The 16501-nt window shown below is 73.0% G+C and carries 20 protein-coding genes; 10 read left to right on the top strand and 10 right to left on the bottom strand.

Annotated elements, in window-relative coordinates; all coding sequences use genetic code 11:
- Window positions 1–35 precede the first annotated feature (35 nt).
- Entirely contained in the window at window positions 36–899 is an 864-nt protein-coding gene (locus O2W20_RS16645) for a type II secretion system F family protein (protein WP_269171068.1), read from the bottom strand.
- Complete coding sequence (locus O2W20_RS16650) at window positions 896–1465, bottom strand: ATPase, T2SS/T4P/T4SS family (protein ID WP_269171067.1); 570 nt, start codon at window positions 1463–1465, stop codon at window positions 896–898. Before O2W20_RS16650 ends, O2W20_RS16645 begins: the two co-directional genes overlap by 4 nt.
- 297 nt (window positions 1466–1762) lie before the next feature.
- On the opposite strand from O2W20_RS16650, the gene O2W20_RS16655 reads away from it, so the two are divergent.
- From O2W20_RS16655 to O2W20_RS16670, 4 genes are all read left to right on the top strand, one after another.
- Window positions 1763–1942 (top strand): hypothetical protein, encoded by a 180-nt coding sequence (locus tag O2W20_RS16655; RefSeq protein ID WP_269171066.1) that lies wholly within the window; start codon window positions 1763–1765, stop codon window positions 1940–1942.
- 71 nt (window positions 1943–2013) lie between these two features.
- Window positions 2014–3975, top strand: coding sequence for an AAA family ATPase (locus O2W20_RS16660; RefSeq protein ID WP_269171065.1), 1962 nt, complete (start codon window positions 2014–2016; stop codon window positions 3973–3975).
- A 50-nt stretch (window positions 3976–4025) separates the two neighbouring features.
- Window positions 4026–4160 carry a hypothetical protein gene (locus O2W20_RS16665; RefSeq protein ID WP_269171064.1) on the top strand — a complete coding sequence of 45 codons (135 nt, stop codon included), beginning with the start codon at window positions 4026–4028 and terminating at the stop codon, window positions 4158–4160.
- Window positions 4157–4387 carry a hypothetical protein gene (locus O2W20_RS16670; RefSeq protein ID WP_269171063.1) on the top strand — a complete coding sequence of 77 codons (231 nt, stop codon included), beginning with the start codon at window positions 4157–4159 and terminating at the stop codon, window positions 4385–4387. The genes O2W20_RS16665 and O2W20_RS16670 overlap by 4 nt, the downstream gene beginning before the upstream one ends.
- Window positions 4388–4427: 40 nt before the next feature.
- Here O2W20_RS16670 and O2W20_RS16675 read toward each other — a convergent pair whose 3' ends face one another.
- Window positions 4428–4625, bottom strand: coding sequence for a hypothetical protein (locus O2W20_RS16675; protein ID WP_269171062.1), 198 nt, complete (start codon window positions 4623–4625; stop codon window positions 4428–4430).
- Window positions 4626–4906: 281 nt separating this feature from the next.
- Between O2W20_RS16675 and O2W20_RS16680 the strand changes: the two genes are divergently transcribed.
- Genes O2W20_RS16680 through O2W20_RS16690 form a run of 3 tightly spaced genes read left to right on the top strand, consistent with a single transcriptional unit; the run spans window position 4907 to window position 5900 of the window.
- The gene (locus tag O2W20_RS16680; RefSeq protein WP_269171061.1) at window positions 4907–5257 is read left to right on the top strand and encodes a hypothetical protein; all 351 of its coding nucleotides are present in this window, start codon (window positions 4907–4909) and stop codon (window positions 5255–5257) included.
- 2 nt (window positions 5258–5259) lie between these two features.
- On the top strand, window positions 5260–5547 hold the full coding sequence (locus O2W20_RS16685; RefSeq protein ID WP_269171060.1) for a hypothetical protein: 288 nt from the start codon (window positions 5260–5262) through the stop codon (window positions 5545–5547).
- Entirely contained in the window at window positions 5547–5900 is a 354-nt protein-coding gene (locus tag O2W20_RS16690) for a hypothetical protein (protein WP_269171059.1), read from the top strand. The genes O2W20_RS16685 and O2W20_RS16690 overlap by 1 nt, the downstream gene beginning before the upstream one ends.
- 91 nt (window positions 5901–5991) lie before the next feature.
- Here the strand turns inward: O2W20_RS16690 and O2W20_RS16695 are convergent, their stop codons facing one another.
- The 3 genes from O2W20_RS16695 to O2W20_RS16705 all read right to left on the bottom strand — a co-directional run bounded on the left by O2W20_RS16695 (window position 5992) and on the right by O2W20_RS16705 (window position 8884).
- Window positions 5992–6363, bottom strand: coding sequence for a hypothetical protein (locus O2W20_RS16695; RefSeq protein WP_269171058.1), 372 nt, complete (start codon window positions 6361–6363; stop codon window positions 5992–5994).
- A 409-nt stretch (window positions 6364–6772) separates the two neighbouring features.
- Window positions 6773–8149 (bottom strand): recombinase family protein, encoded by a 1377-nt coding sequence (locus O2W20_RS16700; RefSeq protein WP_269171057.1) that lies wholly within the window; start codon window positions 8147–8149, stop codon window positions 6773–6775.
- On the bottom strand, window positions 8150–8884 hold the full coding sequence (locus tag O2W20_RS16705) for a CpaF family protein (protein ID WP_269171056.1): 735 nt from the start codon (window positions 8882–8884) through the stop codon (window positions 8150–8152).
- A gap of 542 nt (window positions 8885–9426) precedes the next feature.
- On the opposite strand from O2W20_RS16705, the gene O2W20_RS16710 reads away from it, so the two are divergent.
- On the top strand, window positions 9427–10866 hold the full coding sequence (locus tag O2W20_RS16710) for a sodium/glutamate symporter (protein ID WP_269185514.1): 1440 nt from the start codon (window positions 9427–9429) through the stop codon (window positions 10864–10866).
- On the opposite strand, the gene O2W20_RS16715 is transcribed toward O2W20_RS16710, so the two are convergent.
- Entirely contained in the window at window positions 10867–12405 is a 1539-nt protein-coding gene (locus O2W20_RS16715; protein WP_269171054.1) for an acetolactate synthase large subunit, read from the bottom strand.
- A gap of 97 nt (window positions 12406–12502) precedes the next feature.
- Between O2W20_RS16715 and O2W20_RS16720 the strand changes: the two genes are divergently transcribed.
- Entirely contained in the window at window positions 12503–13177 is a 675-nt protein-coding gene (locus O2W20_RS16720) for a DNA alkylation repair protein (RefSeq protein ID WP_269171053.1), read from the top strand.
- Here the strand turns inward: O2W20_RS16720 and O2W20_RS16725 are convergent.
- From O2W20_RS16725 to O2W20_RS16735, 3 genes are all read right to left on the bottom strand, one after another.
- Complete coding sequence (locus O2W20_RS16725) at window positions 13166–13399, bottom strand: hypothetical protein (RefSeq protein WP_269171052.1); 234 nt, start codon at window positions 13397–13399, stop codon at window positions 13166–13168. The two genes, O2W20_RS16720 and O2W20_RS16725, sit on opposite strands and share 12 nt — an antisense overlap.
- Window positions 13400–13472: 73 nt before the next feature.
- Entirely contained in the window at window positions 13473–14411 is a 939-nt protein-coding gene (locus O2W20_RS16730; RefSeq protein WP_269171051.1) for a quinone oxidoreductase family protein, read from the bottom strand.
- A 79-nt stretch (window positions 14412–14490) separates the two neighbouring features.
- Window positions 14491–15687: an acyl-CoA dehydrogenase family protein gene (locus O2W20_RS16735; protein WP_269171050.1), complete on the bottom strand. Its 1197-nt coding sequence runs from the start codon at window positions 15685–15687 to the stop codon at window positions 14491–14493.
- Between the two features lie 110 nt (window positions 15688–15797).
- On the opposite strand from O2W20_RS16735, the gene O2W20_RS16740 reads away from it, so the two are divergent.
- Window positions 15798–16496 (top strand): hypothetical protein, encoded by a 699-nt coding sequence (locus tag O2W20_RS16740; RefSeq protein ID WP_269171048.1) that lies wholly within the window; start codon window positions 15798–15800, stop codon window positions 16494–16496.
- The last annotated feature ends 5 nt before the right edge of the window (window positions 16497–16501 follow it).

The following is a 16501-nucleotide window of genomic DNA, read 5'->3' on the forward strand; positions in this document are numbered from 1 at the left end:
GTCGCTGCGGGGACCGTTCGCTCGCTGAGGCGGGCTCACTGGAGCACCCGCACGTCCTCGGGCAGCCGCCCGATCTTGAGCATCAGCCGGTAGGCCAGCAGACACACCCCGCCGCCGATGAGCAGCAGCGCCGTCCCGACCGGGGTGTCGTAGGCGGTCAGGGTCTGCTGCTGGGTGGCGAGCAGGAGCAGCACCACCCAGGGCGCGGCGACGGCCAGCCGGGCAGCCTGGATCACCCACCCCTGCCGGGTCTCCAGCTCCGCGCGGGCCCGGGCGTCCTCGCGGAGGAACGCAGCCAGCGTGCGCAGCACCCGGCCCAGGTCGCTGCCGCCGACCTCGCGCGCCACCCGGAGCGTCTCCACGATCCGGTCGCCCACCGGGTCGGCCAGGTCGTCCTTCAACCGGTCGAGCGCGTCGCTGAACCGGCCGCTGGACCGGTGGTCGGCGGCGAACCGGGCGAAGGAGCCCCGCAGCACCTCCGGGCCCCGGACGGCGAGCGCCGACAGCGCCTCGGGCAGCGACAGCCCGGCCCGCACCGCCGACGCCAGGTTGTCCACGACCTCCGGCCAGACCTCACGCAGGTCCGCCCGGCGCTTGGCGGCCAGCCGGCGCACCAGCAGGTACGGCACCGCCGAACCGAAGACGCCGAACGCCAGGCTGATGGTCACCGTCTGGGTGGTCAGCAGCACCAGCAGGAGCGCGGCGACCCCGAGGGCGACCTGGAGAGCGAGCAACTGGGCGGAGTTGATCCCCGTGAGCCCCGCAGCGGCCAGCAACTGCTGGCGCCGTCCCGGCCGGGACGTGCCCGCCCGCCGGACGGGCGCACGTGCGCCGCTGCGCCAGATGAGCAGCAGCCCGACGCCGAGGGCCAGCCCGAGCAGGCCGCCGGGCACGCTCACGCGGTCCGCCGATCCGCCGGGTCACCCAGCAGCGCGGCCAGGTCGAAGCCGTGGGCGGCGTACCGGTCGGCGTGCGGTGGGTAGCCGTCGGCGCGCACCAGCCGGCCGTCGCGGGTGGTGAAGACGTCGGCGGTCTCGACGATGCTGCCCTCGGTGCGGCCGGACAGCGCCACCACCTCGCGCAGCCGCCGCGCACCGCTGGGCTCGGTGCCGACGTGCACGACGAGGTCGACGCTGGAGGCCACGGTCGGGACGACGAAGGCGTGCCCGATGTTCTCCCCGGCCAGCAGCGGCAGGGTGCACATCTTGACCACGGCCTCGCGGGCACTGTTGGCGTGCAGGGTGCACATCCCCGGGAGTCCGGAGTTCAGCGCGATCAGCAGGTCCAGGCACTCCTCCTGACGCACCTCCCCGACGACCAGGCGGGAGGGCCGCATCCGCAGCGCCTCCTTCACCAGCCGGCGCAGCGGGATCTCCCCCGCGCCCTCCAGGTTCGCCTGCCGGGTCTGCATCGCCACGACGTCGGGCAACGGCACCCGCAGCAAGTAGACACGCTGAAACCACATGTAGTTGTCGGCCGATCTTGTGACCGCCATACACATAAACGCCCAGGTCAGAGCCTTGCTAGGTCCGAGCTAGCTAGGTAGGGTGGGCGGCAGACACGCACGGTCGGGCGCTGAAGGCCCGACACGGAGGCCCGGTAGCGCCGGGAGCCGAGACACCCCCAGGGCACAGCGCAGCGGGCACAGCCTGCGGCGGGCCGGGACGCGCACCCGGAGGAACGACACCCCCACCGGGGGTGCAGACGGGGAGCCCTTCGCGGGGCGGTGGCCGTCGAGGAACGCACTCGACGGAGAACACCCGTGGCAACGTCCACCCTCACCCCCGAGCAGCGCACCGAGCGCGCTCGCAAGGCCGGGCAGGCATCGCAGGCACCCGAAGTGCTCGCGGCGCGGCTCGTGCGCGACTGGCCGACCCTGACCGCTGACCAGCGGCACACCCTGCGCGCCATGCTGCGCCCGATCACCGGGCGGCGGGCATGAACCGGCCCGCCCCCGCGACGGCGGGAACGGGCCAGGAGCCGGGCAGCTCTGACCCCCAGGTTACCGGACTGGTGACCGCGTTTCACCGCTCTGACCTGCACGCATCCGCGATCACCGACGAGGTAATCGACGCCGTCGGCATCCGGTCCGACCCCGGCGGGCGGGGGTGGGTGCTCCCCTGGCGGGACGGCACCGAGGCGCTCGACCTGGCCGTCTTCGACCGCGACAAGCGCCCGGCGAGCGGCATGAAGGTGGTGTGGCCGAAGGGCCGGACCACCTTCCCCAACCTGCTGCGCGAGGTCGACAGCGACCGCACCGTCGTGGTCGAGGGCGTGCGGCAGTCCCTCGCCGCTGCCAGCCACGCCCCGGCCGAGTTCTCCGTCGTCGGCATGAACGGCTGCGACGGCATCCACCGGGGCATCGCCGACCGGCTGACGTGGGCGAAGGGGCAGCGGGTGTGGCTGGTGCTCGACGCCGACCACCGGACCAACGACCGGGTGCGCGGTGCCGTCGGCCGGGTCGCCGACCTGCTGCGCGCTGCCGGTGCGACGTCGGTCCGGCTGGTCGACCTGCCGGGGACCGGGACGGACGGGCTCGACGACGTGCTCGCCGCGACCGACCCGGCACGGCGCGGTCCGCTGCTGTCCGAACTGATCGAGCGGGCACCGGAGTTCACCGCCGCTGCACCCTCGCGGCTCGACGGCGCGTTCTTCGAGCTGGCCGACCTCGTCAACCTGCCCACCCCTGAGCCGCTGCTGCCCGGGGTGCTCGACGTGGGCACGGTGACCTTCCTGTCGGGCAAGCACTCGACGTACAAGACGTTCGTCGCGCTCGACTGGTCAGCCTGCGTCGCCACCGGTCGACCGTGGGGCGGGTACACCGCGCCGGTCGCTCGCCCCGTGCTGTACGTGGCTGCCGAGGGTGCGACGACGCTGCTGAAGCGGCTCGCGGCGTGGCAGGAGGTCTACGGGCCGATCCCGCCGCGTGGTGCGTTCTCGGTGCTCACCCGCCCCGCGTGGCTGACCAGCGACGAGGACACCGCGTGGCTGCGCGACAAGGTGCGCGAGACCGGTGCGGCGCTGGTCGTCATCGACACCTGGCACCGCTCGACGCCCGGGGCCGACGAGAACAGCAACAGCGAGATGGGCGCGGCGTTCGGTCGGCTCGCCTCGCTGCGCGACGACACCGGGGCGACCGTCCTCGTCCTGCACCACACCGGGCACGCCGGTGAGCGCGCTCGCGGTGCGTCGGCGATCGAGGACGACGCCGACGCCGCCTTCGTGGTCAGGATCGACGGCGAGGACCGCAGCACCGAGAACCCGCGCGTGCTGTGGCAGACGAAGAGCAAGGTTGGCGAGCTGGCCGAGCCGGTCACGATCGTTCCCCGCGCGGCTGCTGACTCGATGGTCGTCGTGCCCGATCAGTTCGCCACGCCGAAGCGTCGGCGGGGACGGCCGAGCGACGCCGGGAGGGATGCGGCGGTCATCGCGCTGGTCGACGCGCTCGACGACGCCGGGGTGCCGGTGAGCACCGGGTACCGCGAGGTGCTGCGGTGGGCCAGCGAGGACGGCCGGGGGCTCACGAGGGTGACCGAGCCGATCGTGCGCGAGGCGGTGAAGCGCCGCCGGGAGCAGCCCACGAAGGGGCAGGACGACGCTGCTGCGGTGGGTGCGGTAGCGCGGTACCCCTCTAGGGGTGGGGGTACCGCACCGCAGTCCCCTGACCAGTGCGGAGGTAATGCGGTGGAAAGTCCACCGCAGCTCTCACCTGCGGAAACGTCCTCTGCGGTGGCTGCGGTGGAAAGTCAGCGGGCAGTTTCCACCGCACCCGATCGGGGGTCTGCGGTGGAAAGGGTTTCCACCGCACCGCAGCCCGCCCCCTCGGCGATCGACGCGCTGCTGACCGACCTCGCGGTGACCGCCCCGGCCGACGTCTGCCCGGACTGCGAGCGGCCCCGCGAGCTGGTGCCGCCCGCGCACTTCTGGCGCGCCTGCCGCCACTGCACCCCGGCGACCTTCGGGCGTGTGTCGTGAGCGCACAGCGGCCCCGTGTCGCGGGGTGCCCGGACTGCGCGTCGGAGCTGGTGTGGACCGGCCCCCGCAGCGTCTACCTGCGCCACGACGAGACCTGCCCGTCCTGGCGGGCTCGCACCGCCGCTGCGCGGGCGGTCGTCGGGCCGGACGCCGTCGTCCTGCTGGTGCGGGAGGCGGACCAGTGAGGCGCGACGGCACTGTCGCGCTGCTGGTGGCGATCCTGACCGACGTCCCGGCACTGCCCGGCGCGCTGTGCGTCGGACAGGCACCGCGCTTCGACCGGGACGCGCTCGACGGCGAGACGCCGGCCGACCACGCCGAGCGGCTGCGGCAGGCGCGGTGGGTGTGCGCTCGCTGCCCGGTGGCCGACCAGTGCCCGCAGCGCGTGTGGCGGGTGCCTCGGGTCGGGTGACCGGCGGGCGGGGCGAGGTCATCCCTCGCCCCGCCCCGGCTCACTTCTGCTCGGGCTCTTCGGTCGTGGCGTCGATCCACTGCCCCGGCGCGTAGGCGGCGACGGTGTCGTACCCCATGCCGTTCCACTTCTGCACCAGCAGGTGGCCGTCCTGGATCCCGATGCCGTTCGCTTCCTTGTGCGTGAACGTGGTTCGCGTCCCAGTACTCGTGCGGGCCGTGCGGACCATGACCGCCATGTGCTCTCCTTCGTCCGTCCTGCGCCTCGGGCGGCACAGGTTCCGCCCGGCACTGTCTCGCAGGGGTCCGACAGTTCGCGCCCGCGTTCGAGCGCATCCCTCGCGCGCGCCCGCGCGTAGGGGCCGAACGTCCGCCGACCGGCCCCGGAGAACGCCCAGCACAGAGCGTCACCTGCCCCGACCTGTGGTCCGTCCGCCTACTGGTCCCCGTAGGCGAAACGACCCACGTCCGCCCACCCTCGACCCGCCCACGACCCACCGTCCGGCGGTATAGTTATCCCATGCCCCCGACCGGTGCCCGCGCCGCCCACCGTGAGCGGGTGGCCGCTGCCCTTGACCTGCACGCCCGGGGTCGGTCGGTCCGCGACGTGGCCGCCGAGCTGGACGTCACCCCGGACCGGGCGGCGAAGCTGCTCGGCGAGGGCATCGCGGGGATGCCTGCCCAGCAGCTCGACGAGCTGCGCGCGACGTCCGAACTGCGGCTCGATCAGGTCGCCCGCGTGTACGGCGACCTGCTCGACGACACCGACCCGAAGGTGCGAGCGCAGGCGGCGAACGGACTGCTGACCGTCGAACGGGACCGGGCGCGACTGCTCGGCACCTGGCAGAAGCCACCACGAGAGGACGACTGACCATGACCGCACTGACCGACCACATCAACGCCATGACCGCCGCGAACGCGCGGGAGGCCGACGTCATCGCCAACCGGCGCGCGATCTCCCGTCAGCGGAACGCCGGGGTCGCCACCGGCTCGACCACCCTCGGCGACGCGATCACCCGCGCCACCCGCGAGGACGCCGACGAGACGTACCGCGAGGCTCGCGCCGAGCGCCGTCGACTGCGCCGCGAGGGTGCGCCCGCCGACCAGCTCGCCGCCGCGTCGCAGGCGGTCGAGGACGCCCGCGCCCGGCTCGACCGCTGATGCCCCGCGCGAAGACGGGCAGCGGTGCCCGGTGCGTCAAGCACGGCACCGACTGCGCGATCGGTGGCGGCTCGACCTACCGGTCGGCGCACTGCTCCCGCGCTCCCCGGCCGACGGAGTGGGACACGGCGGCGAGCGACCAGCCCGACCCCGAGTTGGTCGAGCTGCTGACCGAGCGCCGGGCAGCGGCGACCGGCGTTCCGCTCACCGAGGCTGCCGACGCGCTGGCGGTCGAGCTGTCCGCCGGGGCGAAGGCGTGGGCGAAGCTCACCCCGGTGCAGCGGTGCGAGGCGCGGGACGGCGAGGACGCAGAGTTGGCCGAGCTGATCGAGACGGCGCGCGCGACCGCCTGACCACCGCGCCGGAACATCGCCCACCCCGGGTGCGGAACGCAGAACGGCCCCGTCGAGCGCGATGCTCAACGGGGCCGTTCTCAGTGCATGGTCAGGCGAACTCGACGTGCCCCTCGCGCGTGACGCGCTTGTCGAACGACGGAACGCTGTCGACCCACTCGTTCACGGCGCGGACCGCGTCGGTTCCCTGGTTCTCGTCGCCGTCGTCGTCGAAGTCGAAGTCGATCTCGGGAGCCTCGCTGATGCTTCCGGTGACGGGACGAAGCCCGACGAGCTTCAGGATTCCGTCGACGAACAGGAACGCCTTGCCCTGGCTCTCAGCCTGCACCGGAAGGACAAGCATCGGCTCTTCCGCGTCTTCGATCAGCAGCGTGCCGGGCACGAGATCGATGACGCTCCGAAGACGCGACCAGTCCCCGTCAGTCACGGCCTGCATGGTCGCTTCGACAGTGAACTCAGTCATCGCTTCCCCTTCTTCTGCGTGTTCCCCTTGCGGGGGATAGGAACTCCGAGTCGACGGAGTATGACCACCATGTTCATGTCTCCGCGATGGTCAGACGGCGTCTTCGAGAACGTGACGGGTGCGGCCGGACGGTTGTCGCGGTACGGATCAGTCAGACCCGGCGGCGGCGTCAGGCGCGGGTGACCGTCGGACGTCTCGTCGTACGACCACCCGGCCTCCTTCGCCAACTCGACCAACTCGCGCAAACGCTTCGGCGGTGTTGCCGCCACTCGGTGCCCCCGTAGCTCCGTCTACCTGTAGACAACGCGAACGTACTACAGGGCGTTCCAACCGGCCTATGAGTTCTGCGACGCCCGCCACCAACGAGCGACACCGCGAGTTGGCAACTTTCACGGTGCGTCAGCCCTGCTCAGCGCGGCGTGACCTCGACCGTGTCGGGGTCGAAGTTGCGCCGCCCGCGCCCCGGCGAGTGCAGGGTCACCGTCATCAGCGCATCGACGACGGCGCGCTGACGGTCCGGGTCGAGCACCGCCCACACCGCCCGTACGTCCCCGGCGTGCACGAGCGGACCGAGCACGTCGGCCCGCCCGCTGTCGGCCATGCGCGCCTCGACGTCGGCCAGTTCTGCCCGCAGCCGCGCCGACGCCGTGCGCACCGCCTCGGGCGTGAGCGTGCCGTCGGCGAGAAGGTCGGCGAGCTGACCGAGCCGCGCGCGCTTCGCCGCCGCTTCGGACCGCAGCGCGGTGACGTCGGGCAGGTCGGTGTCGACCAGCAGCTCGGCGGCGTCCGGGCGGGACAGGCGGGCCACGACCAGCTCACCGACCCACGACTCGATCGGCTCGGCGGACCGGGACAGATGCCGGGAGACCGAGCACTTCAGCGTGCGGACGCCGTGCTGCGTGCCGCCGGTGTTGCACGGTGCCCCGCACACCCCGCAGCGGGCGAGCCCGGACAAGAAGTAGCGCCGCCGGGTGTCCGGGGAGGTGCGCCGAGAGGCGCTGCCCAGCAGCTCGGCGACGGCCCGGAAGGTCTCTTCCCCGACGATGCCCGTCCAGCTCCCGGGGCCGACCACCTGCCATGCCCGCCCGCCCCCTGAGCGGGTCGCTCGCAGCCCGGCGTACCGGGGGTTGGTTAGCACGTACCGGACCCCGTCGGGCCGCCACGGGCCGCCGTGGGTGGTGGTCAGCCCGGCGGCGTTCCAGTCCCTCGCCACGGTCCGCAGGGAGGCACCAGCGAGCACCGCGTCGAAGGCAGCAGCTACGGCCGGAGCCTCGTCCGGGTGCGGGGTGACCCCGTCGACCAGCCAGCCGAGCGCCCGGGGGCCGGTGGGCGGTCGCCCCTGCGCTGCCCGCTGTGCGTTGGCGAGGCGCTGGCGCTCGGTGCGCCGCTCGATCTCGGCGCGGGCGACGGCGGCGAGGATGCGCCCGACGAGCCGACCGGCGTCGGTCGAGAGGTCGATGTCACCCGATGCGGTGGCGCACCGGACGCCGGTCCGCTCCCCCAGGTCGACGAGCCGTTCGAGGTCGCGCGTCGAGCGGGTCAGGCGGTCGAGCGCCCACGCGAGGATGACGTCGAAGTGCCCCGCCTCGGCGTCGGCGAGCATCCGCGTCCACTGCGGACGGACACCGGTCGTGGCGCTGACGGAGTTGTCGACGTACTCGGTGACCACGGTCCAGCCGCGCGCCTCGGCGAGCTTCCGGCACGCCTCGCGCTGCCGTTCGACGGCCTGCCCGGTGCCGTCCCGGTCGAGGGACTGGCGCAGGTAGATGACTGCTCGGGTGGTCACCTACCTATTGTGGTCTCGCGCCGCCTTCTGTAACTCGAAGACCTCTTCGCAGGTGACCACCCGCTCGCGGGCCGGCACCGCCGCACAGAGGCAGTTGAGCATCGTGGTCTTGCCGGCCTGCGTCCCGCCGGAGACGAGGATGTTCAGCCCGGCGGCGACCGAGGCCTCCAGGAAGCGGGCCACCTGCGAGGTGAGCGTGCCCAGCGCGACCAGCTCGTCGAGGGAGTGCGCCTGCAGCACGAACTTCCGGATGTTCACCGCCATGTGCCGCCGCGTCACGTCCGGGATCACGACGTGCAAGCGAGACCCGTCGGGCAGCATCGCGTCGACGAAGGGGGTGGACATGTCGATCCGTCGACCCGAGCTGCGCAGCATCCGCTCGACCAGGTCCGCCAGCTGCCCGGCGCCCAGGATCGTCGTCGTCAGCTCACTGCGGCCGCGGCGGGCGACGAACACCCGACCCGGCTCGTTGACCCAGATCTCCTCGACCTCCGGGTCGTCCAGCCACCGCTGCAACGGCCCGTAGCCGGCCACCCGGTCCAGCACGTCGCGGACGAGGCCCTCCGGGTCACCCGCCGGCGGCAGCGTGGAGGACAGCGAGCGCTCGGAGTAGTCCGCGACCACGTCCCGCACGAGCATCCGCACCGGCCCGGGATCGCCGAACGGGTCGAGCCCTCGGCGCCGGATCAGTTCCCGGACCTCGCCGTCGACGACATCGACGGCAGAGCTCGCCACCGGCACGACACCCCCGTTGAGCAGCCACTTGGTCAGATGAGTCCAGCGACTGTAAGGGGGCGATCACGTCTCGCGGGGAGCCCTGTGGACGAAGAGTCACCGCTCTGCCGCAGGGTTCACCCGTTCAGGCGACGGCTTCGGCCAGCTCGGCCGCGCCGGCTAGTGCCTGCGCCTCCTGGCCACCTTGCGGCGGGTGGCGACCGCGAACGTGAGGAACGCCAGCACCACCAGTGCGGCGAGGATCAGGACCAGGACCAGCCAGGTGCCCACCGGACTCCCCCTCCGTCGAGTAGACGACCCAGCATCCCAGCGGACCGACGCACATGGGGGCCCACAGCCTCGCCGATCGGGCCAGCCACAGCACTTACTGTCGCTGTAACGATCCCGAGGGTGCACCGAGCGGACACGGGCGGACTCATCGGGGCCCCGCCGCGCCGATCGGGGGTTGTCGGCGGGCACGTGAGCCGCCAGGGTGTTCCCCACCCGTCAGGGACCACCCCGCGTGACCGGTCCCCGACACGGACCCACCCGTGGGAGGCACCGTGTCCGCCGACGTCATCGGGCTCAGCCTGCTGGTGCTGGGCGTCCTGCTCCTGGTCGCCAAGCTCATCAGGATCCGGTCACGGATCGCCCAGAAGCTCTTCCTCCCCAGCTCGATCATCGGTGGCTTCCTGGCCCTGCTGATCGGCCCGGAGGTGGTCGGCTCGATCGCCGAGGCGATCGGCGGGCCGGACGCCCCGCTGACCGGCGGCCTGTGGCCGGAGGAGTTCCTCGACGTCTGGGCGTCGCTGCCCGGACTGCTCATCTCGGTGGTCTTCGCGACGCTGTTCCTCGGCGAGCGCATCCCCAAGGTGAAGGAGGCCGCCGAACTGGCCGGCCCGCAGCTGGCCCTCGGCGTCACCATGGCGTCCGGCCAGTACGTGATCGGGCTGCTCCTCGCCGTCCTGCTGCTGGTGCCCTTCCTCGACCAGGACCCCATGGTCGGCGCGCTGATCGAGGTCGGCTTCGAGGGCGGGCACGGCACCGCGGCGGGGCTGGGCGACACCTTCGCCGAGCTCGGCTTCCCGCAGGGACAGGACCTGGCGCTCGGTCTGGCGACCGTGGGCGTCGTCGCCGGCGTGGTCGTCGGCATCGCGCTGATCAACTGGGGAGTGCACACCGGCCGCGCCGAGGTGCTGGAGAGCGACGCGAAGACCTCACTGGCCGAGCAGCGCGGGCTCTACGAGCGGGAGGAGCAGAAGCCGGCCGCGATGCTCACGGTGCGCACCGCCTCGGTCGAGCCACTGGCCATCCACTTCGCCATCGTCGCCGTGGCGATCCTGCTCGGGCTCGCCCTCCTGGAAGCGCTGCAGGCGCTGGAGCGGCTGCTGTGGGCCGACACCGTCGAGCTCTTCGAGTACGTGCCGCTGTTCCCGCTGGCGATGATCGGCGGCGTCGCGGTGCAGAAGCTGGTCGACCGCTTCGACTACACCGGCATCGTCGACCGGCAGATGATGCTGCGGATCCAGGGCATCGCACTCGACCTGCTGATCATCAGCGCCCTGGCCACGCTGTCCATCCAGGCGATCGCGAACAACTGGGTGACGTTCCTGCTGCTGGCCATCGCCGGACTCGCCTGGAACGTCGGGGTCTTCGTCTTCCTGGCCCGGCGGATGATCCCCCGGTTCTGGTTCGAACGCGGCATCGGCGACCTCGGGCAGTCCCTCGGCGTCACCGCCACCGGGTTGATCCTCATCCGGGTCGCCGACCCCAACGCAGCGACCCCGGCGATGGAGGCCTTCGGCTACAAACAGCTGGCGTTCGAGCCCTTCTTCGGCGGCGGCCTGGTCACCGCGGCGTCACTGCCGCTGATCGCCCAGTTCGGCGCGGTCCCGCTGCTGGTCTTCATGGCCGTGCTGCTGGCCGTGTCACTGGGGATCGGCATCTTCTACTTCGGCCGTCGCTCGCCGGCCGAGGAGGAGGCCCGGGTCGCCGACAGCTGATCAGCCGCGCGGCAGGACGGCGTCGATCAGGTGCGGCCCGGGCTCGGCCAGCGCAGCACGGAACTGCTCGGCCAGCTCCTCTGCCGTCCTCGCCCGGGTGGCCGGCACGCCCATCCCGGTGGCCAGTGCGACGAAGTCCAGCGCCGGCCCGCCGAGGTCCAGCAGCTTACCGGCGCGCTCTCCCCCGCCGGCCGCCCCCACGCTCTCCAGCTCGCCGGCCAGGATCGCGTAGGCGCTGTTGTCACAGATGACGGTGGTGACGTCGAGGCCCTCGCGCGCCTGGGTCCACAGCGCCTGGATCGTGTACATCGCACTGCCATCGGCCTGCAGCGACACCACCGGCCGGTCCGGGCAGGCCACCGCGGCACCGACGGCCACCGGCATGCCCTGCCCGATCGCCCCACCGGTGAGGGTCAGCCAGTCGTGCGCCGGCGCCCCGACGGTCGCCGCGGGCAGGAAGTGGCCGCTGGTCAGCGCCTCGTCGACGACGATCGCCCGCTCCGGCAGCAACGCGCCCACCACCGCGGCGAAGGCCTTGGTGTCCAGCTCGCCGGTGGGCAGGTCCGGACGGCGGGCCTCGGCCAACTCCGGGACGGCGTCCGGTGCGGCCAGCTCGGCCAGCGCCTGGAGCGCCGCGACACCGTCCTCCCCGGGCTCGGCGAGCACGTGCACGGTGCAGCCCTCGGGCACCAGCCGGCCGTCCATGCCGGGGTAGCCGAAGAACGCGACCGGCTCGGCCGCGCCGACCAGCACCAGGTGCTGCACGCCGTCCAGCTGCTTCCGGGCGCTGTCCGGCGCGTAGGGCAGTTTGAGGACGTCGGGCAGCCCGGCCCCGCGCTGCATCCGCGCGGGCGACCGCTGGGACAGCAGCCGGGTACCGGTGCCCGCGGCGACCTGAGCAGCGGCCCGCAGGCCGGGCTCGAGCACCGCGTCGCCGCCGAGGAAGAGCATCGTCGAACCGCCGAGCACGCCGGCCACCTCCTCGACCAGGGAGGCCGGCACCTGTGGGAGCGGACGCCGCGCCGGGACGGCGGCCACCCGTGCGCCCTCGCTCCAGGAGACGTCGGCCGGCAGCACCAGGCTGGCCACCTGACCGCGGGCGGCGGCGGCGATCGCGTCGGCGGTGTCCGCACCCACCTCGCTGGTCGCCAGCGACCGGCGCACCCACCCCGACACCGTGCCGGCCAGCGCGTCGATGTCGGACTCCAAGGGCGCGTCCAGCCGCTTGTGTGTCAGCGCGTGGTCGCCGACGACGTTGACCAGCGGTGTCCGGGCCCGGCGGGCGTTGTGCAGGTTGGCGATCCCGTTGCCCAGCCCCGGCCCCAGGTGCAGCAGGGTGGCCGCCGGCGAGCCGGTCATCCGGGCGTACCCGTCAGCGGCGCCGGTCGCGACCCCCTCGAACAGGGTGAGCACCGCCCGCATCTCCGGGACGTCGTCCAGCGCCGCGACGAAGTGCATCTCCGAGGTGCCGGGGTTGGCGAAGCAGACGTCCACCCCGCCCTCGACCAGGGTGCGGATGACTGCCTGCGCGCCGTTCACGGGACCTCCCGACCAGGGCCGCGCACCGGCGGGCGACCTCCCGGCAGCCTCGCACGAGGACTCGCGGCGGGCGATCCGACTCGGCAGGATCCCCGGCATGGCCGCAGCCGACCTGGTCCAGGAGGTGCGAACCGCGTTGCGGGCGGCCTCGGACCCCGAGCGGGGCCGCGGCATGCAGGCCTACCTGAAGACGGCGGAGCCCTGCCTCGGGGTGCGGCTGCCGGAGGTCCGCCGGATCGTCCGGGCCGCCGCGGCGATGCACCCGGCCGACGTCGGACGGGCAGCCGGGCAGCTGTGGCGGGAGGCGTCCGCCCGGGACGAGCGGCACGCCGCCATCGCGCTCACCGGCCTGCCGGTGGCCCGCCGAGACCTGCTGTTGCTGCCGCTGTACGAGGAGATGGTCACCACCGGCGCGTGGTGGGACCTGGTCGACGGGGTCCAGCCCCGGGTCCGCGACCTCCTGCTCGCCCACCCGGCGCGGCTGCGGCCGGTGCTCCAGGGCTGGGCGCGGAGCCCGGACCGCTGGCTGCGGCGCAGCGCCGTCATCGCCCAGCTCGGGGCGAAGGAGCGCACCGACACCGCGCTGCTCGCCGAGGTGATCGAGGTCAACGCCGCCGACCCGGAGTTCTTCGTCCGCAAGGGGATCGGCTGGGCGCTGCGCGAGCACACCAAGACCGATCCCGACTGGGTGCGCCGGTTCCTCGCCGAGCACGAGCTCAGCCCGCTCTCCCGCCGGCAGGCGGCCAAGCACCTGGACAGCTCAGCCGGCTGACCCGCAGCAGTCACACTCCCCCGCCGACCGCCACGACATCAGCGACCCCCGGGACTGCGCCGACAGCATCGAGCCGATCGACAGCCAGGACGCGACCGACCCGATCGACGTGCTCGACCCGATGCTGAACAACGAGCAGGACGAGCCGACGCTGCCGATCGACAGCACCGAGCCGACGCTGCCGATGGACAGCACCGACCCGGTCGAGCCGATCGACAGCACCGAGCCCCTCGACCACAGCGAGCCCCACGAACCCCTGCGCCGCCGCCGTCTCATGCCGGCCTGTCTACCGCTGTCAGAAGGTGAGGACCAGACGTCCCCGCACGCCACCGGCCTCGAGCCGCCGGTGCGCCTCCGCGGCCTTCGCCGCCGGGAAGGTCTGCGCCACCCGGAGGGTGATCACGCCCTTCTCCACCAGCTCGCGCAACCGGTCGAGCTCGGCCTGCTCCTCGGCGTAGTCGCGCACCATCACCGGGAACACCCGCAGGTCGCGCTGCCCGTCGCCGCGGTAGCCGCGGACCGTCGCGACGGCCCCGCCGTCCTTCACCGAGGGCAGCACGGCGGCGTCCTGCACCGAGCCGTCGGCCAGCCCGTCGACGCCGTCGGGGAACTCCTCGCGGATCCGCGCCGCGACGTCGTCCCCCCGCCGGACCACGACGTCGGCACCCAGGTCGCGCACCAGCTGTTCGTCCTCGGGCTTGGCGTCGGCCACGACGGTCAGCCCCTCGTTCTTGGCGAGCTGGACGACGTAGCCGCCGAACGCCCCGGCCGCGCCGGTGACCGCGAGCACCTGGCCCGGCTGCAGCGCCATCCGGTCCAGCGCGAGCCGGGCGGTCAGGCCGTTCATCGGCAGCGTCGCCGCCGCGGCGTCGCCGACGCCGTCGGGGGCGCGGGCGATCGAGCCGGCGGGCAGCACGACGTCCTCGCGGTAGCCGCCATGGGCACCGGTCGGGACGACGATGCCCATCACGTGCTCACCGACGTGGATGTCGGTGCCGGCGCCGTCCCCGATCTCGTCCAGCACCCCGGCGACGTCCATGCCGGGCACGTAGGGGAACTCCTTGACCGGGTCGCGCTGGGCGTAGGTGCCGTTGCGCGCGTAGGTGTCGGTCGGGTTGACCGCCGCGGCCGTCACCCGCACCCGCACCTGCCCCGGGCCCAGCGGCTCCTGCGGCACGTCGATCAGGCGCAGGGCCTCCGGACCACCGAACTCCGTCACTCCTGCAGCTCTCATGCGAGGTGCAAGTCCCCCGCCCCCACCGGTGTTCCACCCGCTCGAGGGGCCAAAGTCGCGATTTTGGCCCCTCGGGGGGTCAGCGCTTGCTGGCGTACTCCTTGAGCAGGCCGCGGCTGATGATCGTCTTCTGGATCTCGCTGGTGCCCTCGCCGATCAGCAGGAACGGCGCCTCGCGCATCAGCCGCTCGATCTCGTACTCCTTGGAGTAGCCGTAGCCGCCGTGGATGCGGAACGAGTCCTGGGTGACCTCGCTGGCGAACTCGCTGGCCAGCAGCTTGGCCATGCCGGCCTCGACGTCGAAGCGGGCGCCGGAGTCCTTCAGCCGGGCCGCGCGCACCATCATCGTGTGGGCCGCCTCGACCTTGGTGGCCATCTCGGCGAGCTTGAAGGCGATGGCCTGGTGCTGGGCGATCGGCTTGCCGAAGGTCTCCCGCTGCTGGGCGTACTCGATGGCCAACTCGAAGGCCCGGATCGCCACCCCGCAGCCCCGGGCGGCGACGTTCACCCGGCCGACCTCGACGCCGTCCATCATCTGGTAGAAGCCGCGCCCGGGCTGCCCGCCGAGGACCTTGTCCGCGCCGATCCGGAAGCCGTCGAAGCTGGCGTCGGTGGTGTCGATCCCCTTGTAGCCCATCTTGTCGATACGCCCGGGGATGGAGAAGCCGGGCAGCCGCTCGCCCAGGCCCGGGGTCTTCTCCACCAGGAACGTGGTCATGTTCTTGTACGGGGAGTCGCTGCCCTCGTCGGTCTTGACCAGGAAGGCGACCAGGGTGGCGTTCTCCCCGTTGGTCAGCCACATCTTCGAGCCGTTGACCACGTACTCGTCGCCGTCGCGGGTGGCCCTCGTCCGGATCGCCGCGACGTCGCTGCCCAGCTCCGGCTCGGACATCGAGAACGCGCCCCGCAGGTCGCCGGTGGCCATCCGCGGCAGGTACTCGGCCTGCTGTTCCGGGGTGCCGTGCTGGGTGATCAGGTGCGCCACGATGAAGTGCGTGTTGATGACGCCGGAGACGCTCATCCAGCCGCGGGCGATCTCCTCGGCGACCAGCGCGTAGGTCAGCAGCGACTCCCCCAGCCCACCGAACTCCTCGGGGATGGTGAGCCCGAAGATGCCCATCTCCGCCAGCCCCTCGACGATCTCCGTCGGGTAGACGTCCCCGTGCTCCAGCTCCTGGGCCCTGGGGATGATCTCCTTGTCCACGAAGCTGCGGACCGTCGACAGGATCTCGATCTGGACGTCGGTCAGGTCCGCGGTCTGGGCCAGGCGGGTCATGCGCACACTCCTCGGGACGACGGTGTCTCGGTTACCGGCGAGTATGGGGCACGTCCGGGGCGGCAATCCGGCGTCCCGGCCGCCCAGCTGATGCGGTTACCGTCGCTGTGGTGACGCACCGCCACCGCCTGCTCGTCCCCGTCGCCGCGGCCCTCCTGGCGCTGGCCGGGTGCGGGGCAGCCGAGGAGCCCGCCGACGGTGCGGCGGCCAGCCCGGGCACCGCCGAGCCCGCCCCGGCCGACGCGGCCGCCGAGGCGGCGGCGACAGCCGACCCCGCCGCCGCACAGGACCCGGCCGAGGCGATCGTGGCCACCGCCCTGCGGGCAGGCGACCTCCCCGCGGGCTGGTCGGTGCAGGCCAACCCGGTCCCCTCGGACGCCGACCTGGCGGGGAACCCCAGCCTCGACGGCATCTGCGGGTACGCCTTCGCCTCCGAGTCGCAGCGGACGGCGAAGCAGCCGGTGGTGGGGCTGGACGCCGAGGGCACCGCGCAGCTGTCGTCGGAGGCGATCGCCTACGCCACCCCGGCCGCCGCGACGGCCGCCGTCCAGGAGCTGGTCGAGGCGTTCGCCCGCTGCCCGGTCGAGGAGTACACCTTCGAGCCGGGCCCGAGCGCGGAGGGCCTGGCCGCCAACAGCGTGGTCTTCCAGTACCGCCTCGGCGACGGCACCACCCAGGTCGTCCTCGCCCAGGCGCGGGGCCAGGTGCTCTCGGTGCTGATCGGCGACGACCCCGAGACGACCGCCGCCGCCGGCCGGTCGATCGCCACCCGCATCGCCGCGTTGCCTGCCGAGGCGATCGGCGCCTGACCGGC

Source organism: Modestobacter sp. VKM Ac-2982, from assembly GCF_026967935.1.
GTDB lineage: Bacteria > Actinomycetota > Actinomycetes > Mycobacteriales > Geodermatophilaceae > Modestobacter.